Genomic DNA, 21087 nt, shown 5'->3' with positions numbered 1-21087 from the left:
TTACACCACACCCCAGCCTCACCCCGCCTGCTTTGCCTTCAGCTCAAGGCGACGGCGATGCAGGACCGGTTCCGTATAGCCGTTCGGCTGCTCCCTGCCCTTGAGCACAAGTTCGAGCGCCGCCTGGAAGGCGATGGAGCCGTCGAAATTGCCGGCCATGTTGATATAATTCGGATCGGAGGCGTTCTGCCCATCGACCACGGCGGCCATGCGCTTCATCGTCTCGATGATCTGAGCTTCAGTGACGACCTTGTGGTGCAGCCAGTTCGCCATGTGCTGGGCGGAAATGCGCAGCGTGGCGCGATCCTCCATCAGGCCAACATTGTTGATATCGGGCACTTTCGAGCAGCCGACGCCCTGGTCGACCCAGCGCACGACATAGCCGAGGATGCCCTGAGCGTTGTTGTCGAGCTCGCGCTGGATTTCCTCAGGCGTCCAGTTCGGGCGGACGGCGACCGGGACCGAGAGGATGTCGGAGAGCTTTGCCCGGGCGCGGGATTTGAGGCCCTGCTGGACTTCGGCGACGTTGACGCGGTGGTAGTGGGTCGCGTGCAGCGTCGCGGCGGTCGGAGACGGCACCCAGGCCGTGTTGGCGCCTGCCTTGGGGTGGGCGATCTTCTGTTCCAGCATGGCAGCCATCAGGTCAGGCATCGCCCACATGCCCTTGCCGATCTGGGCGTGGCCGGAGAGGCCACATTCCAGGCCGATATCGACGTTCCAGTTTTCATAGGCCACGATCCAGGCGGCCTGCTTCATGTCGCCCTTGCGGATCATCGGTCCGGCCTCCATCGAGGTGTGCATCTCGTCGCCGGTGCGGTCGAGGAAACCGGTGTTGATGAAGACCACGCGCTCGCTGGCTGCGCGGATGCATTCCTTGAGGTTGACCGTCGTGCGGCGCTCCTCGTCCATGATGCCCATCTTGATGGTGTTGCGCTTCATGCCGAGGACGTCCTCGACCCGCAAGAAGATCTCGACGGCGAAGGCGACCTCTTCCGGCCCATGCATCTTCGGCTTGACCACATACATGGAGCCGCTGCGGGAATTCTTGTGGCGGCCGTTCGGGCCGATGTCGCGCAGGGCGATCAGCGCAGTGATCATGGCGTCCATGATGCCTTCGGGCACTTCATTTCCGTCGCGATCCAGGATGGCCGGATTGGTCATCAGGTGCCCGACATTGCGGATCAGCATCAGGGAACGGCAATGCAGCTCGAAGCTCGATCCATTAGGCGCGGTGTAGGCGACGTCGGCATTGAGGCTGCGGGTGAAGGTCTTGCCGCCCTTCGAGACCTCTTCGCTGAGATCGCCCTTCATCAGGCCGAGCCAGTTGCGATAGACGACGGTCTTGTCTGCCGCATCGACGGCGGCGATCGAATCCTCGCAGTCCATGATCGTGGTGATCGCCGATTCGAGCCTAACATCGGCGATATTGGCCGGATCACCCTTGCCGATATCCGTACTGGCATCGACGACGATCTCGACATGGATGCCGTTGTTCTTCAACAGCACGTGCGTCGGCTTTGCAGCATCGCCGAGATGACCGGCAAAATGCGCTGTATCTTTGAGACTAACGGACTTGTTGCCGGCCATGAGCGACAGGGCGCCACCTTTGACGGCGATACCAGTCACGTCCTTCCAGCTTGCACCGGACAGAGGTGCAGCGGAATCCAGGAAGTCACGTGCCCAGGCGATAACCTTTTCACCGCGCTTCGGATTGTAGCCCCGGCCCTTTTCGGCGCCATCGGTTTCCGGGATCGCGTCGGTACCGTAGAGGGCGTCATAGAGCGAACCCCAGCGGGCATTGGCTGCGTTCAGCGCATAGCGGGCGTTCATGACCGGGACGACGAGCTGCGGGCCGGCAATCGAGGCGATCTCGGGATCGACATTCTCGGTCGTTATCTTGAATTCCGCTCCTTCCGTCAGGAGGTAGCCGATCTCCTTCAGAAAGCCCTGATAGGCTTCCATGTCGGTCGGTGCGCCGTTCTTGCGGTACCAGTCATCGATTTTGAGCTGCAGCTCATCCCGCTTGGCGAGCAGCGCGCGGTTCTTCGGCGCGAGATCGTGGACGATCGCGGAGAAGCCGGCGAAGAAAGTATCGGGATCGATGCTTGAACCCGGCAGCGCCTCGCTGACCAGGAAATCATGCAGCTCGGTGTCGATCGCAAGCCCGTTTTTATCAATGCGACTCATGAACTTTCTCCTCATGCCGACCGGCGGCTCAGATCTCTTATCGTGCCAGTTTGCGGCTGACGGTGCGCCCAGTCAATTTGGCAATAGTTCGAAAGATTTATGTCATATGGGAAACAATCAATGGGCGATCCGCGGCCGTCCGCTTGCAGTCGCCGTAAAGCGCGCCTCAATGAGCTTGCGATTGCCTTCGATTTCCGGCGCCCTGATATCCTCGACAACAGAGACGACCGGATCTTCCGCGCCATTCAGGCGCGCCTGGGCGATGGCTGCGGCTTCAGCCCGTTCCCGGGCGACGGCAAAGCTTCTCTCTTCGTCCGTCAGGCGGATGGGCTCGCCGGCGCCGCTCAATATATAGATGCCGTCCTCCGGCATGGTGACGAAAACGGAGATCGTGGCACGCACCTGGCCGACGACAGCGCCGATGGCATTGGCAACATCCGAATCGGCGGGGATGGCGCTGTCACTCGCGAGCAGGTCGGCAATGGCCGGATAGTAGACGGGCGCGGAAGCGCCAAGGCCGACCAGCGGCCGATCCAGTGAAACGGCAAAGCGGACGATGCCGGGGGACCTGTGGAGCGCACGGTCGATCGGCGTCGATCTCGCCGGATCGAGATCGATACCGTCTTCCGACAGTACCGCCGACAGGATCACGTCGGCGGATTGACGGGTCAGGCGATCGACGATGCGCTGCGCCAGATCCTCTGCCGATGCCGAAATCGACCGGCCGGAGCCATCGCGGATGCGCAGTGCGAGCGAGAGACCAAGCCTCGCCGCTTCCGCGTTCCACAGTCCCTGTCGGCCGAGCACGTGCATGGCGTCTGATGGGGTCAGCCCGCAGAGATGGACGAGGCCGCGGGCGACGAGGCGATCGAGCGTCGCCTTCTGCGGCGTCGACGTCAGAAGCTGGTCGAGCGCCACGGGGGTCGCGCCGATCTTGTCGAACAGCGCCTGCTCCTGTGGCTGCAGTCCGCTTGCCAGATGATCCGGCATGCCGGTGCGAACCGCAAAGCGACCGTCGTTGCGGCCGAGATGGGGAGCGCGCAGCTGCCGCTCGAGAACGCGCAGCACGGCATCGGGATGGACATGGGCCGCAAGGCTGAGCGGCAATAGACGCCGCGGGCCGAGTTCGAAGGACGCGGTCAGGCCGCGTTCGTTGATCTTCACCTCCGAATCGCCGCCAAGCCCATAGGTGCGCATGGCGACGGCCTCGACCATGGTGCGATAGCCGCCGACCACAGCACCTTCGGCATCGAGGCGGGGGCGGCCATTGTCCAGCACGGCAACGTCAGTGGTCGTGCCGCCAATATCCGACACGACCGCGTTGTCGAGCCCGGTAAGGTAGCGCGCGCCGACCAGGCTTGCGGCCGGGCCGGAGAGAATCGTCTCGATCGGCCGCAACTTGGCCTCGGCAGCCGAGATCAGCGCGCCGTCACCGCGCACGACCATGACAGGGGCGTCGATGCCGCGAGCAGTAAGGAAGCCTTCGCAGGCGCCGACCAGCCGGTCGATCATCGAGACAAGACGGGCGTTCAAAAGCGTGGTCAGGGCGCGGCGCGGGCCGCCGAGCTTCGAGGAAAGCTCGTGGCTGCAGGTGACAGGCAGATGCGATATTTCTCGGATCCTGTCGCGCACCCTGATTTCATGAGCCGGATTCCGGACAGCGAAATAGCCGGCGATGGCGAAGGACGAGACTGACTTCGCAAGCTCCGGCAGGGCCGCTTCCAGCGCCGACATGTCGAGCGGCGTTTCACTGCCGTGGACATCGTGGCCGCCCCGCAGAAAGATCACGGGGTCGGAGCCCAGGGCTTCCGCAAGACCGTCGCGTTTCAGATCTTCGGGTCCAAAACCGATCATGACGAGGCCGGCGCGGCCACCCTGCCCTTCGACCAGCGCATTGGTCGCAAGCGTCGTCGACAGCGAGACCAGGCTGATTGCAGAGATGGGAACGTCGGCCTTGGCGATAACAGCATCGACCGCGCCTGATATCCCGATTGCCAGGTCATGGCGGGTTGTCAGCGATTTGGCCTTGGCGATAACGCCGTCGGTTTCGTGGAAGAGGACGGCATCGGTGTAGGTTCCACCCGTATCGATGCCGAGCAGGAAATGCGAAGTCACGCGCTTATCGAGTCCCTGAGGCGGAAAGTCATACCCTTATGACACTCTTGCAAGCCGCGCCGCTAGCCGGGAAACGGCAAAATCGGACCTCTCTACGGAGGAATTATGCGGCAGCGCGCGGCGTGACCAGCATCGGCAGGCCATTTTGCGGCTGCGTCGTCAATTTCTGCACCGGCCAGGGATTGGTATCTGCGGTCACGTCGAATCGAAAGCGATGCATCATGACGGCAAGCGCGATCACCGCCTCCTGCAACGCGAAGGTCGCGCCGATGCAGACGCGCGGACCGGCGCCAAAGGGGAGATATTGGAAGCGATTGATCTTGCCGCGATTCTCCGGAAGGAACCGCTCCGGCATGAAAGCACGCGGCTTTTCCCAATGGAGCGCGTGGCGATGCAGCGTCCAGGGCATGACGAGAACGGTGATATCGGCCGGGATCTCGACACGCTCTCCCTTGGGGCTCACCCAGACATCGTCGGTGATCGCAGCGCGATTGATCGACGGTGCGGGCGGATAGAGCCGCATCGCCTCCTCGAAGGCTGCGCGGACATTCGGCATGAGATCGAGCCATTCGACGGGCTTCGCGCCGGTTGCGAGCACGCGGTCGATCTCTGCCTCCATGCCGGCGCGGATATGCGGCGAGTTGGCGACGCAATAGACCGTCCAGGCAAGCGCCCTTGCCGTCGTTTCGTGGCCGGCGCCGATGAAGGTCAGGATATTGTCCTCAATCTCCTCCATCGTCAGGCCATCAGGTCCGGCCTGTTCCAGAAGAAGCGTCAGGAAATCCTCCGGCGCCGAGGTCCGATCCCTTCTCATCTTGTCGAGACGCTGGTTCATGGTGTCGCGCACGATGCCGCGGAATTTGTCGAGAACCTTCTGGCCGCCGATGCGTGTCACACGTGGAACCCAGGACGGCGCGCGCAGCAGATCCATCGGATCGACGCGGCCCATGCGATGCAGCAGTTCATTGACATCGTCGGCGAAGTGACCGCTGGCGCTGACGATCTCGCCCGAGAACAATGTATCGGCAAGGATCGCAAAGGTCAGTTCGGTCATGTCGATGGCGATGTCGGAGACCAGGCCGTCTGGGCCCGGTCCCTCATATTTCCGGACGTACTCCTCCGTCTGGGATAGCATCTGATCGGCAAAGCCCTGAGCATGGCGGGGCGTGAAAACAGGCGCAACCGCCTTTCGCGACCGCTTCCAGACCTGCCCTTCCGCCGTCAGCAACCCGTCGCGCAGGATCGGCCGCAGCACGAGCTGTCGGATATCCGACATGCGGTAATTGGAGGCATTGTCGACCAGCACATGCTTGATGAGGCCGGGATCGTTGACGATCAGCGTATGCGCCCCGAAGAAGCTGGTCGCGATCCAGGGCAAGGTATAGGAAGGCTCACCCCAGAGCTCCAGCGGATTGCGCAGGATGGTGCGGACGATCTGCAGCCGCGACGGCGGCTTGTTACGGGGGATCGGCGCAGGCGGTGTGAAGGGCTCGGGACTCATATCCATGAGATCGCCTCTGTCTTCCTGATTTAAGGCAATTCCGGATGCAACGGAATTGCCTGAAGTTATCGTCCGCCCACAGCGAAGATTAGAGCAGCGATTTCAGGTCGTCCAGCTTGTCGTTGATCAGCCAGCCGTAATAGTTTTCCTCGGGCCAGACGGTCTGTCCCGATGCCTTGTTCTTGGCGGCAAGGGCGGCGGCGCGCTGGCGGGTATTGCCGACATTATAAAGCGTCGCCGTTATTCCCGGATTGTCGGAAATATCCATGCCGGCTATCGAACGATAATCGTCGATCGACTTGCGGATCGAGGCGGCAACGAAGGCGAGCGAGAGATCGGGATCCATGATCGCCTTGTAGACGTCGCCGGCCTTCTTTTCGTTGAGTTTCGGTATGCCGGAAACCCTGCTCACCAGATCCGACAGTTCCAGCGCGGTCAGCGGATTGACCTGGCCAAGACCAAAGGTCTGCCCGGCATAAAAAGGCTGGAAGAAGACGGCGCTGAAGCGATTGTTCGGGAAAGACTCCCCGCCGACGGTCTTGCTGCGGAAATCGCTCTCCCAGACATCATCGCGACATGTCCAGAGGCTGTAGGAGTCGGACTTGCCGTTGCAGGCGGCAAATTGCGGCCGCGCCACGAAATCATCGACGCTCTCGCCGTTATAGGCAAAGCGGAAGCTTTCGCCGGCATAGGAGGCTGCCTTCACATAGTAGCTCTGCAGGCCGTCATAGGCATCGACATTGTAGGTGTGCTCGCCGACCAGCGCGCCGATGACATGGATCGGAGCGATGCCGTAGGCGGCGGAGACCGACTTGATCTTCGACATCAGCTGCTTGTCTGTCGCAAGCAGCTCTCGCACCTTCTGATATTTCCGCTCGAAGGTGGAGTTGGTGCCCTTCGTGCGGCGAACCGATGCTCCTGGAATATCCGGCTGCTCGGCGTTGCGATTGCCTGGCGGCACGGTCTGGATGGCGTAGGCCGCAGGAATCCAGGACAGGCTGACAATGGCCACGAGAAGGGAAATCAGGATGCGTCGCACGATCGGCTACCCTATCGACAAGTTCATCGGGTGTTTCGAAGCGGCTGCGTGGACCACAATCTTGGCCGAAAGATGCCGCACTCGAGCTTTTCACGCACAAGGAAACGGGCCTTCACTAAAAAGTAAAAGGCCCGTTGTCGAGTCGTTAGAGTGCTTTCGCTTGCCGCACTAGAGGATGTAGCGCGACAGGTCGGTATTGTTGGCGAGATCGCCGACATGCTGGCGGACATAGGCGGCATCGATATTGACCGCCTGGCCACCGCGATCCGGGGCATCGTAGGAAATCTCGTCCAGCACCCGTTCCATGACCGTCTGCAGACGGCGAGCGCCGATATTCTCGACGGTCGAGTTGAGATGGACGGCGACTTCGGCGAGCGCATCGATCGCGTCTTCGGTGAAGTCGAGCGAGAGACCTTCGGTTTCCATCAGCGCCTTGTACTGGCGGATGAGGCTTGCCTCGGTTTCCGTCAGGATCCGGCGGAAGTCTTCCTTGGTCAGAGGCTTCAGCTCGACGCGGATCGGCAGGCGGCCCTGCAGTTCAGGGAGCAGATCCGACGGCTTGGCGACATGGAAGGCGCCCGAGGCGATGAAGAGGATGTGATCCGTCTTGACCGGGCCGTACTTGGTCGAAACCGTCGTGCCTTCTACGAGCGGCAGCAGGTCGCGCTGCACGCCTTCGCGCGATACGCCGGCGCCGACGCCGCCGTCACGGGCGGCGATCTTGTCGATCTCGTCGAGGAAGACGATACCGTCATTCTCAGCCGAACGCACGGCTTCGCGCTGGATCGCCTCATTGTCGATCAGCTTGTCGGATTCGTCGCGGATCAGCTCCTTGTAGCTATCCTTGACCGTCGTGCGCACCTTCTTGGTACGGCCGCCCATCGCCTTACCGAACATTTCCGACAGGTTCAGGACACCGATATTGGCGCCGGGCATGCCGGGAATTTCGAAACCGCCGGGCATGCCCGAGCCGGTATCGGCAACTTCGATGTCGATTTCCTTGTCGTCGAGCTCACCATTGCGCAGCTTCTTGCGGAAGCTGTCGCGGGTGGCGGGCGATGCGGTGGAACCGACCAGCGCGTCGAGCACGCGCTCTTCGGCGCTGTCATGAGCCTTCGCCTGTACTTCGGCGCGCTTCTTGTCGCGCACGAGGCCGATGCCGACTTCGACCAGATCGCGGACGATCTGCTCGACATCGCGGCCGACATAGCCGACTTCGGTGAACTTGGTGGCTTCCACCTTGATGAAGGGCGCGCCGGCAAGCTTGGCAAGACGGCGAGAAATCTCGGTCTTGCCGACACCCGTCGGTCCGATCATCAGGATGTTCTTCGGCATGACTTCGTCGCGCAGATCGGGCTCGAGCTGCTGGCGGCGCCAGCGGTTGCGGAGCGCAATCGCGACGGCACGCTTGGCCTCATGCTGGCCGATGATGTAGCGGTCGAGTTCGGAAACGATCTCGCGGGGTGAGAAAGTAGTCATATTGTTGGTTTCCCGTCAGGGCTGGATACATTCAAGATAGGAACTCAGGCGTCGGCGTCGAGCGTCTCAACCAGGATGTTGTGGTTCGTGTAGACGCAGATGTCGGCGGCGATATCGAGGGCGCGGCGGGCGACATCTTCGGCAGACTTGTCGGAATCCATCAACGCGCGGGCTGCCGCGAAGGCATAATTGCCGCCGGAGCCGATGGCGATTGCGCCATGTTCCGGTTCGAGAACATCGCCATTGCCTGTTATCGCGAGCGTGATCGACTTGTCGGCAACCAGCATCATGGCTTCGAGATTGCGCAGATATTTGTCGGTGCGCCAATCCTTGGCGAGTTCGACAGCGGCGCGCATCAACTGGCCGGGATATTGTTCGAGCTTCTTTTCGAGGCGGTCGAGCAAAGTAAAAGCATCGGCGGTCGCGCCGGCAAAGCCTGCGATGACATCACCCTTGCCAATGCGGCGAACCTTGCGGGCATTGCCCTTCATGACGGTCTGGCCAAGGCTGACCTGACCATCGCCGGCCATCACTACCTTGCCACCCTTCCTCACAGTAATAATCGTTGTCATAGAACACCTGTTTGCCCCCGTTCTGGCGGGCCTTTTGTCGGGCCGCGCTTCGGCCCCGTCGAGACCTATGTAAGAGGGGTTTTCGCGATTGCAAATATCCGGCTTAGGCAATCACCGAGGCCCGGATGGCCGGCGCTAAATAAAGCGCGTAACTTCTGGATATTTCTGGATGTGCCTGATATGGAACGGCCTTCATTCCGATGGAGCAGCCCCATGGCAGAGACCGCAGCGAGCCGCACGGCCAGCGTTTCCCGCAAGACGAACGAGACATCGGTTTCCGTTTCTGTCCATCTCGACGGCACCGGCAAATCGAAGATTTCGACGGGTGTCGGCTTTTTCGACCATATGCTGGACCAGCTGTCGCGTCATTCGCTGATCGACATGGAGATCGAGACAAAGGGTGACCTTCATGTCGACGATCACCACACGGTCGAAGACACCGGCATTGCGATCGGCCAGGCCATTTCCAAGGCGCTCGGCGACCGGCGCGGCGTCACACGCTACGCTTCGATCGACCTTGCCATGGATGAAACCATGACCAAGGCGGCCATCGACATTTCCGGCCGGCCGTTCCTCGTCTGGAACGTCAATTTCAGCTCGCCGAAAATCGGCACGTTCGACACCGAACTGGTGCGCGAATTCTTCCAGGCACTGGCGCAGAATGCCGGCATCACGCTGCATATCCTCAATCATTATGGCGCCAACAACCATCATATCGCCGAGACGTGTTTCAAGGCCGTTGCCCGCGCACTGCGCACGGCAACAGAGATCGATCCACGGCAGGCAGGCCGCGTGCCCTCGACGAAGGGCACGCTCGCCTGAGTCTATCGGGAGCAGTATGATGGCAAGTTATCTGATTTTGACGCCTCCAGAGGCGGCCGGCGGAAACCTCGAAAAGACGCGGTTCATCCGTGACGGCTTTTCGTTTCCGGCCTTTCTATTTCCCGTGCTCTGGCTTCTCTTTCATAGGCTATGGTTTTACGCGATCGTCGCGTTTCTCATCCAGGCGATCGGGTTCCAGTTGTTCAACATGCAGGGGTTCGGTCCGGCAGGCGCGGCCATCATCTTTGCGGTGCATTTCCTGACCGCATTCGAGGGTCGGCACCTTGTGTTTTCGAACCTTTCGTCCAGGGGCTGGCGGCCGGAGGGGCTTCTTTCGGCGGCCAATCTCGCGACGGCGGAAGACATTTATTTCTCAGACATGGAGCCCGCTGAAAAGGAGGATATCCCTGCAGTAAAATGGGATATGCCGCCTTCTTCCGGTTCCCAGAGCCGTGGTAACGCTTTCGGGCTTCCCGGCTACGACGGAGGTCGTTGATTTATGCGTGTTGCAATCATCGACTACGGGTCGGGTAACCTCCGTTCCGCCACGAAAGCCTTCGAACGTGCCGCCCGGGAAGCCGGCATCGACGCAACGATCGACCTGACCGACAAGGCTGACCGGGTCGCGACCGCAGACCGGATCGTGCTGCCTGGCGTCGGCGCCTATGCCGATTGCCGCCGCGGCTTGGATGCCGTGGCCGGCATGACGGAAGCGCTGATCGAGGTCGTGGAACAGAAGGCGCGGCCGTTCCTCGGCATCTGCGTCGGGATGCAGCTGATGTCCTCCCGCGGGCTTGAAAAGACGATTACCGAGGGGCTTGGCTGGATCAAGGGCGATGTCGTTGAAATGACGCCTGGCGATCCCAATTTGAAGGTTCCGCAGATCGGCTGGAATACGCTCGATCTTGCCCATCCGCATCCGCTCTTCGACGGCATTCCAACCGGTACGGACGGTCTGCACGCCTATTTCGTGCATTCCTACCATCTCGCTGCCGAGAAGCCCGGCGATGTCATCGCGACGACGAACTACGGCGGCCCCATGACCGCTTTCGTCGGTCGCGACAACATGGCCGGCTCGCAGTTCCATCCCGAAAAGAGCCAGAGACTCGGCCTGGCGCTAATTGCCAATTTCCTGCGCTGGAAGCCTTGAGCTCGCGCGTGCCTTAAGGACAGACCAATGATCCTATTTCCCGCCATCGATCTCAAGGATGGGCAGTGCGTGCGGCTGAAGCTCGGAGACATGGAGCAGGCCACCGTCTACAATCCCGATCCCGGCGCCCAAGCGAAAGCATTCGAGGAACAGGGCTTCGAATGGCTGCATGTGGTTGATCTCAACGGCGCTTTTGCCGGCGAGACGGTCAATGGCGCGGCTGTCGACGCCATCCTGAAATCGACGAAAAACCCGGTCCAACTCGGTGGCGGCATTCGCACGCTCGCCCATATCGAGAGCTGGTTGTCCCGCGGCCTGACGCGCGTCATCCTTGGTACGGTTGCCGTTCGTGATCCGATGCTCGTCAAGGAGGCTTGCAGGCTCTTTCCCGATGGCGTCGCGGTCGGCATAGATGCCAAGGGCGGCAAGGTTGCCGTCGAGGGCTGGGCGGAAGCTTCCGAGCTTGGCGTGATCGAGCTTGCGAAAAAATTCGAAGGTGTGGGCGTTGCCGCGATCATCTATACCGACATCGACCGCGACGGCATCCTGACCGGCATCAACTGGGATTCGACGCTGGAACTGGCGGAAGCCGTTTCGATCCCCGTCATCGCGTCGGGCGGCCTTGCTTCGATCAACGATATTCACCGGATGCTTGAGCCGGATGCGCGCAAGCTCGAAGGTGCTATTTCCGGCCGCGCGCTATACGATGGCCGTATCGACCCTGCGGAAGCTTTGGCGCTGATCAAGGCCGCCCGCGCAAAGGAGGCTGCGCAATGACCCTGAAGGCTCGCGTCATTCCCTGCCTTGACGTCAAGGACGGCCGTGTCGTCAAGGGCGTGAACTTCCTCAATCTCATAGATGCCGGCGACCCGGTCGAGGCGGCCAAGGCCTATGATGCGGCCGGCGCCGACGAGCTTTGCTTCCTCGACATCACTGCCTCCTCGGACAATCGCGATACGATCTTCGACGTGGTGGCCCGCACTGCCGAGCAGTGCTTCATGCCCGTCACCGTGGGCGGCGGCGTACGCACCGTCGCCGATATCCGCAAGCTGCTGCTCAGCGGCGCCGACAAGGTGTCGATCAATTCGGCTGCCGTCAAAAATCCCGATTTCGTCAACGAGGCCGCCGACAAGTTTGGCAACCAGTGCATCGTCGTTTCGATCGATGCCAAGAAGGTGTCGCGTGTCGGCGAAGGTGATCGCTGGGAGATCTTCACCCATGGCGGCCGGCAGCCCACGGGCATCGATGCGGTCGAGTTCGCGCAGAGGATGGTCGAGCGCGGCGCCGGCGAGCTGCTTGTCACCTCCATGGACCGCGACGGAACCAAGATCGGCTACGATCTGGAGCTGACGCGGACGATCGCCGATTCGGTTCGCGTGCCTGTCATCGCATCGGGCGGCGTCGGTACGCTGGACGATCTGGTCGCCGGGGTGAAGGAAGGACATGCAACGGCAGTGCTTGCGGCGTCCATCTTCCATTTCGGAACCTATTCCGTAGGCGAAGCAAAGCACTATATGTCAGAACGCGGCATCGCGATGCGGCTCGATTGACGACTAAGGAAGGCTATGAGCGGATTTACACTCTCCGATCTGGAACAGATCGTCGATAAGCGTTCGAAGGCCTCCCCGGAGGAATCCTGGACCGCCAAACTTTATGCTGCCGGGCAGTCGAAGGCTGCCAAGAAACTGGGGGAGGAAGCGGTCGAGGCCGTCATGGCGGCGGTCACCAACGACCGTGAAAACCTGACTTACGAGGCTGCGGACCTTCTTTATCACCTGATGGTCGTATTGAAGATTGCTGATATTCCGTTACAGAATGTCATGAGCGAGCTTGAGCGGCGCACCACCCAATCCGGCCTCGAAGAAAAGGCCAAGCGATAGAGCTCATGAGTATAGCAACTCAGATTTCCGCGGCACCAGAACCGCTCGATCACTTCCAGGCGAATGCCTATTCGCCCTATCATTTCTTTTCTTCCGAAGAGTGGTCGCATTTTCGCGCGGATACACCGCTGACGTTGACCGCCGACGAAGTGAAACGGCTGCGCTCGATGGGCGACCCGATCGATCTCGACGAGGTCAGGCGCATCTATCTTTCGCTGTCGCGCCTGCTCTCCTCGCATGTGGAATCGTCGCAGATCCTGTTTGAACAGCGCAACCGATTCCTGAGCCTGTCCGACGTCACCAAGACGCCCTTCGTTATCGGCATCGCCGGTTCGGTGGCGGTCGGGAAATCGACCACCGCGCGTGTCCTGAAAGAGCTTCTGGGTCGCTGGCCCTCGAGCCCGAAGGTCGATCTCATCACCACGGATGGCTTCCTGCATCCGAATGCGGTGCTGCAGCAGCGCAATCTCATGCAACGAAAGGGCTTTCCGGAAAGCTACGATACGGCAGCGCTGCTGCGCTTCCTTTCGGCAATCAAGGCCGGACAGCAGAATGTGAAAGCGCCGTGCTATTCGCATCTGGTCTATGACGTGCTGCCCGACGAATACAGGGTCGTCGACCGGCCCGACATCCTGATCTTCGAAGGCATCAATGTCCTACAGTCGCGGCATCTGCCGGCAGACGGCAAGATCATTCCGATGGTCTCTGATTTCTTCGACTTCTCGATCTATATCGACGCGGAAGAGAGCCTGATCCGCAACTGGTACGTCAACCGCTTCATGAAGCTTAGGGAAACGGCATTCCGCGACCCGAACTCCTTCTTCCACCGCTATGCCTCGATCACCGAAGACGAAGCATTGAGGACAGCCGAAGGGCTCTGGAAGAACATCAACCTGAAGAACCTACGCCAGAATATTCTGCCGACACGGCCAAGGGCCGATCTCATCCTGCAGAAGGGAAAGAATCACTTGATTGAGCAGGTGGCGTTGCGGAAGCTCTAGCAATCGGCGCCTTCCGACAGGGGAAAGACGTCAGGTTACACGTCTCAAAGTCAGATTGATCCGTCCGCCGTTTTTGAGCAGCGTCGACGTTGCCGGATAGATGCGATCGACCCCATGAAAGCAGAGCCTGCCCTCGCCCCCCAGCACCACGATATCGCCGCTTGAAAGCTTGAAGGATAGCGTGCGATCCGACCGGTTGTTGCCGCCGACGCGGAAGAGGCAGGTGTTGCCGAGCGAGATGGACAGAACCGGAGCCCCGAGGTCCTTCTCGTCCTTGTCCTGGTGGAGACCCATGCGGGCGTCGTCAGCGTAGAAATTGACGAGGCAGGCTTCCGGCGGTTTTTCATAGCCGGCTATGTCGGTCCATAGCTGCAGGAGGTCGGCCGGTATCGCCGGCCATGGCTTTCCTGTCACGGGATGGATCGGCTGGTAGCGGTAACCGCGCTCCTTGTCCGTCACCCAGCCCAGAGGACCGCAATTGGTCATGCGCACAGACATCGGCTTGCCGGTTCCGGGCATGACGGGGACAAACAGCGGCGCCTCGGCCACGATAGCGCGGATCGCCTCGACCAGCGTTTCCTGCCTGGCGCGGTCGAGATAGTCCGGAATATATCTTACGCCGTTCGGCAAGGTGGACATTGCTGATATCCCGGTCGATGAACCTCGAGAACCGCAATATCACCCGGCCGCCTAGCCTTCCAGAGGCGGAATGCGCAGAACCTGACCGGGATAGATCTTGTCTGGATGGGTCAGCATCGGCTTGTTGGCTTCGAAGATGATGTTATTCTTGGCGCCCTGCCCCTTGCCATATTCGGCCTCGGCGATCTTCCAGAGATTGTCGCCCTTCTTGACGGTATAGAGGACGGGATCCTTGGCCGGCGCTGCCGCAACCTTCAACTCGCCCGCCTCGACCTTCGAGATTCCGAGCGTGTTTCCAACCGCGATCACGGCCTTCTCGAACGCCGCCTGGTCCTTGACCTCACCCTGCAGCACGATCTTGTCGCCGGCCACTTGGACGTTGACGCCATCCGTGCCGAGCCCATGCGAATCGAGCTCCTTCTTGACCGACGCCGCGTCCGGCTCGCCGCCACCGATGCCGAGCTTCTTTCCGGCTTCCTTGATGAAATTGAACAACCCCACGACGCTCTCCCTTGATCTGTTTCGACAAGGGTAAAGGAGTGCGCGGGCGCGGAAAGACAAGATGCTAAATTAAAATTAGCTTAATCACCGCCAGGCTTGCCGCGCATCTTCTTGACTTCGGACCGGCCTGATTTTTCCTTCAGCCTGCGCTCTATCGAGCCCCTGGTGGGCTTGGTCTTGCGGCGTGGCGGAGGCGGAGGCGCGGCCGCCTCCAGAATAAGTTCCTTCAGACGCTCGCGGGCGTCCTCGCGGTTGCGATCCTGACTGCGGAAACGGCTTGCCTCGATCATCAATACGCCGTCCTTCGAGACCCGCCGGCCCGCCAGGCGGATTGCATTTGCCTTGACGCGATCATTGAGCGACGGCGAATTGGCGATGTCGAAGAACAGCTGAACCGCCGTCGACACCTTGTTGACGTTCTGACCGCCGGGACCGCCTGCCAGAACGAACTGTTCGGTCAGCTCCCAGCCGGCAATGGTGATCCTGTCATTGATGTAAAGCGTATCGCTGGCCATGTTTTTCTCCGCGTCCGTCTATCCCACATTGGCGGGCGCTTGAAAACATTCCTGCAGGCAAAGAAAAACCCGGCGATCGCTCGCCGGGTTTCACGTGAGTCAAGGTGAGCGCAATTACTCGGCAGCTGCCCGCACGCCGGGCGCTGCATCACGGACGTTGCCGTCCACATGATCTTCGAACTTGGCAAAGTTGGTGATGAACATCTGCACGAGCCTGCTCGCCTGCGCGTCATAGGCCACGCCGTCTGCCCAGGTCGAACGCGGATCAAGGATACCGCTTTCGACGCCAGCCACTGCGACCGGAACAGCAAAGCCGAAATTCGGATCGACGCGGAATTCGACGTCATCGAGATCGCCCTTCAGCGCAGCTGACAGGAGCGCGCGCGTCGCCTTGATCGGCATGCGATGACCCGTTCCGTAGGCACCGCCGGTCCAACCGGTATTGACCAACCAGCATTGAACGCCGTGGCGGCCGATCAGCTCCTTGAGCAGATTGCCGTATTCGGCCGGATGACGTGGCATGAAGGGTGCGCCGAAGCAGGTCGAGAAGGTTGCTTCCGGCTCGGTCACGCCCTTTTCGGTGCCGGCGACCTTGGCGGTGTAACCGGACAGGAAGTGGTACATGGCCTGCTCCGGGGTCAGCCGGGCGATCGGCGGCATGACGCCGAAGGCATCGGCGGTCAGCATGATGATCGTCTGGGGATGGCCGGTCATGCCGGTTTCCGACGCGTTCGGGATAAAATCCAGCGGATAGGCGCTGCGGGTGTTTTCCGTCAGCGAACCGTCGTCGAGATCAGGCATGCCGTGTTCATCGAGCACGACATTCTCGAGCACGGTGCCGAAACGCCGCGTGGTCGCGTAGATCTCCGGCTCAGCTTCGGCCGACAGGCGGATGGTCTTGGCGTAGCAACCGCCCTCGAAGTTGAAGATGCCGTTTTCGCCCCAGCCATGCTCGTCGTCGCCGATCAGCGTACGGGTCGGGTCAGCAGAGAGCGTTGTCTTGCCCGTGCCCGAAAGGCCGAAGAAGATCGCTGCGTCGCCGTCGGGACCGACATTGGCCGAGCAGTGCATCGGCATGACGGATTTTTCCGGCAGGAGGTAATTCAGGACGGTGAAGACCGACTTCTTCATCTCGCCGGCATAGGAGGTCCCGGCGATCAGGACGATACCCTCAGCGAAATTGCAGGCGATGACCGTCTCCGAACGGCAGCCGTAGCGCTCCGGATCGGCACGGAAGCTCGGCAGATCGATGATCGTCAGCTTCGGTACGAAGGCTTCGAGCGCCGAGCGTTCCGGGCGGATCAGCAAGTTGCGGATGAACAGCGAGTGCCAGGCGAACTCGGTGATCACGCGTGTTGGCAGCGTGTAGTCCACGTCGGCGCCGCCGACCAGATCCTGCACGAAGAGGTCCTTTCCGGCGGCATGGGCGAGCATGTCCTTGTGCAGCAGAGCAAAATGCTCCGGCGACATGGGCTTGTTGTTGTCCCACCAGATCTGGTCTTCTGTCGTGGCATCGCGGACGACAAACTTATCTTTCGGAGAACGTCCGGTATGCTGACCGGTGATGGCGCGCAGGGCGCCATGGGCCGTCAGATCGGCTTCACCGCGGCGAATCGCTTCTTCATAGAGGCGGGCTGCAGCGAGGTTATAACGCACACTTGCGGCGTTTCCTAACCCGATCGTCTCCAGCTCCGTCGCCGGATTGCGTACTCCGAACTGCTGCATGGCTTGGTCCTCTCTGCAGATCACTGCCGTTGAAACTGCCCAAAGAGTAGAGAGCTTTTTTAAAAGCGCAAGATCACAAATTCGAGAAAATCCAGTGATATCAATTATTTAATCGATTTAAATTTCTGTAGATTATTTTAAATCGTTTGAAGGTCTTGATTCTTATCGAACAAAATTTCACGCAATTTTAAAGCTGCTTCAGCCGATCGCATCGGCTTGCCCTTTATCTTTGCCACAATTTGTTCCACCTTTATCCCGATAAGCGCGCCTGGTTCCGGCTACCCGAGCCGGGAACCGGACTGGACCTCAAATCCGGAGATGCGCTCTTGATGACGGAGACGAATACCATGCTGACAATCGCGCTCGTAGATGACGACCGCAATATTCTCACTTCCGTTTCGATTGCTCTGGAAGCTGAAGGATACAAGGTCGAGACCTATACGGACGGTGCTTCCGCGCTCGACGGTCTTCTGGCTCGCCCGCCGCAGCTGGCTATTTTCGACATCAAGATGCCCCGCATGGACGGCATGGAATTGTTGCGTCGCCTGCGGCAGAAATCCGACATGCCGGTGATTTTCCTAACGTCCAAGGATGAGGAGATCGATGAGCTCTTCGGCCTGAAGATGGGCGCCGACGACTTCATCACAAAGCCCTTCTCCCAGCGCCTGCTGGTCGAGCGCGTCAAGGCGGTCTTGAGGCGTGCCTCGGCCCGGGAAGCCGTGGCTACGACAGGAGGAACAGCGGGTGTCGCGGCCAAGCCCGGTGCCGTGCAGCAGGCCCGTTCGCTGGAACGCGGCCAGCTCGTCATGGACCAGGAGCGTCATACCTGCACCTGGAAGGGCGAGCCGGTCACGCTGACAGTGACGGAATTTTTGATTCTCCACTCGCTCGCCCAGCGCCCTGGCGTGGTGAAAAGTCGCGATGCGCTGATGGATGCGGCCTATGATGAGCAAGTTTATGTGGATGACCGCACGATTGACAGCCACATCAAGCGTCTTCGCAAGAAATTCAAGATGGTTGATCTCGATTTTGATATGATCGAAACGCTCTACGGAGTCGGATACCGCTTCCGCGAAGCAGCGTAACGCCATCCACAAGGCAAAGGGCATCGAATGAAGAATGTGGGCAGGATTGCCGGTTCCTGCTCTTTGAAAGGGCGGCGGCTTGGCACAACTCGTGCAGCATAGAGATCTAGACGATACGGATAGCCCAGGTGGCGTTCGCATCGCGCGCAGGCGTTGGACCCATCCTTTTACGCTTATCCGACGGATTTTCGGCAACGCCGTTTTTTCGAGCCTGACCCGGCGTATCCTGTTCTTCAATCTGACCGCATTGGTCGTCCTTGTCGGCGGTATCCTTTATCTCAATCAGTTTCGCGAGGGCCTGATCGACGCCCGTGTCGAGAGCCTGCTCACGCAAGGCGAGATCATCGCCGGTGCCGTCTCCGCTTCGGCCTCAGTCGATACCAATTCCATCACGATCGACCCGCAGAAGCTGCTCGAGCTTCAAGCCGGGCAGAGCATTACGCCTGTTCCCAACGATGAGGACCTGGAGTTCCCGATCGATCCGGAAAAGGTCGCGCCAGTTCTGCGGCGGCTGATCTCGCCAACGCATACGCGCGCCCGCATCTTCGACGCCGATGCCAATCTCCTGCTGGATTCGCGCCATCTCTATTCCCGCGGACAGGTGTTGCGCTTCGATCTGCCGCCGGTCGAGGATGAGACCCAAAGCTGGTCGGACTGGTTCAGCGGCCTGCTGAACAAGATGCTACAGCCCGGCAATCTTCCCGTTTACAAGGAAGCGCCAGGCGGCGACGGCTCGATCTATCCTGAGGTGATGAACGCGCTGACAGGCGTCCGGGGCGCGGTTGTGCGCACGACCGAAAAGGGCGAGTTGATCGTTTCCGTCGCAGTGCCGATTCAGCGTTTCCGCGCCGTGCTCGGTGTCCTCCTTCTGTCGACCCAGGCCGGCGATATCGACAAGATCGTCCATGCCGAGCGCCTCGCGATCATGCGCGTCTTCGGTGTCGCCACGCTCGTCAACGTCGTGCTGTCGCTGCTTCTTTCCTCCACCATCGCCAACCCGCTGAGACGCCTGTCGGCGGCGGCCATTCGTGTACGCCGGGGATCCAAGGAGCGCGAGGAGATCCCGGACTTTTCCGCCCGCCAGGACGAAATCGGCAATCTTTCCATCGCCTTGCGCGAGATGACAACGGCGCTTTACGACCGCATCGACGCGATTGAAAGCTTTGCCGCCGATGTCAGCCACGAGCTGAAGAATCCGCTGACGTCGCTCAGAAGCGCCGTGGAAACATTGCCGCTCGCCCGCAACGAGGATTCCAAGAAACGGCTGATGGACGTCATCCAGCACGATGTCCGGCGTCTCGACCGCCTGATCAGCGATATTTCTGACGCCTCCCGTCTCGACGCCGAACTTGCGCGCAGCGATGCCGGACCGGTGGACATGGAAATCCTGCTGCGCGACCTCGTCGACCTTTCGAGACAGGTTCGCCACACCAAGAAGCCGGTCGAGATCGAATATGTCGTCGATCGCAAGCCTGGAGCGAAAACCCGCTTCGTGACCAACGGGCACGATCTTCGCATCGGCCAGATCATCACCAACCTCATCGAGAACGCGAGATCCTTCGTACCTGCGGAGGGCGGCAAGATCATCGTCCGGCTAGTGCGGACGCGCACCCGCTGCGTCATCTATGTCGAGGACAACGGCCCTGGCATCCAGGCCGAGGATATCGACCGCATCTTCGAACGCTTTTATACAGACCGGCCCGAATCGGAAGGTTTCGGGCAGAATTCCGGCCTGGGGCTCTCCATCAGCAGGCAGATTGCCGAGGCTCATGGTGGATCGCTGAGGGCCGAAAACATTACCGACGGCGAGGACGCCCATCCAATCGGCGCTCGCTTCATCCTCTCACTACCGGCTGAAGCGCACGCATGATGGACGACGTTACCAACATACACGGAACGGCGATCGTCGTCGCCACGACCGGCCTTCTCTTCCTCGGACCATCGGGGGTGGGCAAGTCCTCGATTGCTTTTTCATGCCTTGCGGCCGCAAAGCCCCTCGGCCTCTTCTCCGCGCTTGTTGCCGACGACCGCGTATTGGTATCGCTGCGCAACGGCCACGTCATTGCGGAATGCCCGCCGGCGATCGCCGGCCTGATGGAGGTGCGGGGAACGGGGATTCTGCGCATTCCCTATATTTCGCCGGTTCTCATCCATTTTGCGGTGCTGCCGGGCGATCCCAACACAGCCGAACGGCTGCCTGACGAAAACGAGCAGATCGAAGTGGTGGAGGGTATTTCGCTGCCGGTGATCCGCATCTCCTCGACGGCCATCAATCCGCTTGCCATAATTATGGCGAAAATCCCGATCAGGTTGAATTGATACGTGACCGAGCCGCAGCGACAATCCGATTTCGATATTTTAGGCTTGCACTTCGTCTTTTCATCGCCAAGATGTCCCCCCACGGTGGACGAGATTGCTGCATTGCGATATGGGGCCACCCGGATTGCTTATGCGATGGGAGCATTAACATCATGATCGGACTTGTGCTTGTCACTCATGGCAAGCTGGCTGAAGAGTTTCGCCATGCAGTCGAGCATGTCGTTGGTCCGCAGAAATTCATAGAAACTGTATCGATCGGTCCCGAAGACGATATGGATCAGAGACGCCAGGACATATTGCAGGCCGTCTCTGCGGCCGACGACGGCCATGGCGTCATCATTCTAACTGACATGTTCGGGGGTACACCCTCCAATCTGGCGATTTCAGTCATGAGCAGCGGCCACACCGAAGTGATTGCCGGCGTCAACTTACCGATGCTGATCAAGCTTGCCGGTGTGCGTGGCGAGAACAACATGGAAAAGGCCTTGGTCGAGGCTTCGGAAGCGGGACGTAAATATATCAACGTGGCGAGCCGTGTGCTCAGCGGCAAATAACGA

At 60.3% G+C, this 21087-nt stretch carries 21 protein-coding genes; 11 read left to right on the top strand and 10 right to left on the bottom strand.

Annotated features, from left to right (window positions below; genetic code table 11):
* Positions 1-18: 18 nt before the first annotated feature.
* From EV561_RS14445 to hslV, 6 genes are all read right to left on the bottom strand, one after another.
* A complete protein-coding gene (locus EV561_RS14445; RefSeq protein WP_132522579.1) occupies positions 19-2187 on the bottom strand; it encodes a malate synthase G in 2169 nt (722 codons plus the stop codon).
* Positions 2188-2304: 117 nt separating this feature from the next.
* Positions 2305-4302: a hydantoinase/oxoprolinase family protein gene (locus EV561_RS14440; RefSeq protein WP_132522577.1), complete on the bottom strand. Its 1998-nt coding sequence runs from the start codon at positions 4300-4302 to the stop codon at positions 2305-2307.
* A 103-nt stretch (positions 4303-4405) separates the two neighbouring features.
* Positions 4406-5809, bottom strand: coding sequence for a cytochrome P450 (locus EV561_RS14435; protein WP_132522575.1), 1404 nt, complete (start codon positions 5807-5809; stop codon positions 4406-4408).
* Between the two features lie 82 nt (positions 5810-5891).
* Positions 5892-6842: a DUF1402 family protein gene (locus tag EV561_RS14430; RefSeq protein ID WP_132522573.1), complete on the bottom strand. Its 951-nt coding sequence runs from the start codon at positions 6840-6842 to the stop codon at positions 5892-5894.
* Between the two features lie 168 nt (positions 6843-7010).
* Complete coding sequence (hslU, locus tag EV561_RS14425; RefSeq protein ID WP_132522571.1) at positions 7011-8321, bottom strand: ATP-dependent protease ATPase subunit HslU; 1311 nt, start codon at positions 8319-8321, stop codon at positions 7011-7013.
* Between the two features lie 44 nt (positions 8322-8365).
* On the bottom strand, positions 8366-8893 hold the full coding sequence (gene hslV, locus EV561_RS14420; RefSeq protein WP_132522569.1) for an ATP-dependent protease subunit HslV: 528 nt from the start codon (positions 8891-8893) through the stop codon (positions 8366-8368).
* A gap of 213 nt (positions 8894-9106) precedes the next feature.
* Here hslV and hisB point away from each other — a divergent pair, with 213 nt between their 5' ends.
* The 7 genes from hisB to coaA are packed head-to-tail and all read left to right on the top strand — an operon-like array spanning position 9107 to position 13746.
* Positions 9107-9715, top strand: a complete 609-nt coding sequence (gene hisB, locus EV561_RS14415; protein WP_132522567.1) for an imidazoleglycerol-phosphate dehydratase HisB — start codon at positions 9107-9109, stop codon at positions 9713-9715.
* A 19-nt stretch (positions 9716-9734) separates the two neighbouring features.
* Positions 9735-10211, top strand: coding sequence for a DUF2628 domain-containing protein (locus tag EV561_RS14410; RefSeq protein WP_132522565.1), 477 nt, complete (start codon positions 9735-9737; stop codon positions 10209-10211).
* 3 nt (positions 10212-10214) lie between these two features.
* Positions 10215-10865 carry an imidazole glycerol phosphate synthase subunit HisH gene (hisH, locus tag EV561_RS14405; protein WP_132522563.1) on the top strand — a complete coding sequence of 217 codons (651 nt, stop codon included), beginning with the start codon at positions 10215-10217 and terminating at the stop codon, positions 10863-10865.
* 27 nt (positions 10866-10892) lie between these two features.
* Positions 10893-11642: a 1-(5-phosphoribosyl)-5-[(5-phosphoribosylamino)methylideneamino]imidazole-4-carboxamide isomerase gene (gene hisA / locus EV561_RS14400; protein ID WP_132522561.1), complete on the top strand. Its 750-nt coding sequence runs from the start codon at positions 10893-10895 to the stop codon at positions 11640-11642.
* Positions 11639-12415 carry an imidazole glycerol phosphate synthase subunit HisF gene (gene hisF, locus EV561_RS14395; protein ID WP_132522559.1) on the top strand — a complete coding sequence of 259 codons (777 nt, stop codon included), beginning with the start codon at positions 11639-11641 and terminating at the stop codon, positions 12413-12415. The genes hisA and hisF overlap by 4 nt, the downstream gene beginning before the upstream one ends.
* 15 nt (positions 12416-12430) lie before the next feature.
* Positions 12431-12745 carry a phosphoribosyl-ATP diphosphatase gene (locus EV561_RS14390; protein WP_132522557.1) on the top strand — a complete coding sequence of 105 codons (315 nt, stop codon included), beginning with the start codon at positions 12431-12433 and terminating at the stop codon, positions 12743-12745.
* A gap of 5 nt (positions 12746-12750) precedes the next feature.
* Entirely contained in the window at positions 12751-13746 is a 996-nt protein-coding gene (coaA, locus tag EV561_RS14385) for a type I pantothenate kinase (RefSeq protein ID WP_132522555.1), read from the top strand.
* 30 nt (positions 13747-13776) lie between these two features.
* On the opposite strand, the gene EV561_RS14380 is transcribed toward coaA, so the two are convergent.
* The 4 genes from EV561_RS14380 to EV561_RS14365 all read right to left on the bottom strand — a co-directional run bounded on the left by EV561_RS14380 (position 13777) and on the right by EV561_RS14365 (position 17126).
* On the bottom strand, positions 13777-14385 hold the full coding sequence (locus tag EV561_RS14380) for an alpha-ketoglutarate-dependent dioxygenase AlkB (protein ID WP_132522553.1): 609 nt from the start codon (positions 14383-14385) through the stop codon (positions 13777-13779).
* Positions 14386-14436: 51 nt separating this feature from the next.
* A complete protein-coding gene (gene lysM, locus EV561_RS14375) occupies positions 14437-14886 on the bottom strand; it encodes a peptidoglycan-binding protein LysM (RefSeq protein ID WP_132522551.1) in 450 nt (149 codons plus the stop codon).
* A gap of 80 nt (positions 14887-14966) precedes the next feature.
* A complete protein-coding gene (arfB, locus tag EV561_RS14370) occupies positions 14967-15401 on the bottom strand; it encodes an alternative ribosome rescue aminoacyl-tRNA hydrolase ArfB (protein WP_132522549.1) in 435 nt (144 codons plus the stop codon).
* Positions 15402-15515: 114 nt separating this feature from the next.
* On the bottom strand, positions 15516-17126 hold the full coding sequence (locus EV561_RS14365) for a phosphoenolpyruvate carboxykinase (protein WP_132522547.1): 1611 nt from the start codon (positions 17124-17126) through the stop codon (positions 15516-15518).
* Between the two features lie 347 nt (positions 17127-17473).
* Between EV561_RS14365 and EV561_RS14360 the strand changes: the two genes are divergently transcribed.
* The 4 genes from EV561_RS14360 (at position 17474) to EV561_RS14345 (ending at position 21084) form a co-directional block, all read left to right on the top strand.
* Complete coding sequence (locus EV561_RS14360) at positions 17474-18211, top strand: response regulator transcription factor (RefSeq protein ID WP_207910534.1); 738 nt, start codon at positions 17474-17476, stop codon at positions 18209-18211.
* 139 nt (positions 18212-18350) lie between these two features.
* A complete protein-coding gene (locus tag EV561_RS14355) occupies positions 18351-20081 on the top strand; it encodes a sensor histidine kinase (RefSeq protein ID WP_245512667.1) in 1731 nt (576 codons plus the stop codon).
* Positions 20078-20530 (top strand): HPr kinase/phosphorylase, encoded by a 453-nt coding sequence (locus tag EV561_RS14350; protein WP_132522541.1) that lies wholly within the window; start codon positions 20078-20080, stop codon positions 20528-20530. The genes EV561_RS14355 and EV561_RS14350 overlap by 4 nt, the downstream gene beginning before the upstream one ends.
* Positions 20531-20682: 152 nt before the next feature.
* On the top strand, positions 20683-21084 hold the full coding sequence (locus tag EV561_RS14345; RefSeq protein WP_132522539.1) for a PTS sugar transporter subunit IIA: 402 nt from the start codon (positions 20683-20685) through the stop codon (positions 21082-21084).
* The last annotated feature ends 3 nt before the right edge of the window (positions 21085-21087 follow it).

The organism is Rhizobium sp. BK376, assembly GCF_004341625.1.
In the GTDB taxonomy this organism is placed as follows: Bacteria; Pseudomonadota; Alphaproteobacteria; order Rhizobiales; family Rhizobiaceae; genus Rhizobium.
Note: the sequence above shows the minus strand (reverse complement) of the source record. Positions and strands in the feature narration are given on the sequence as shown.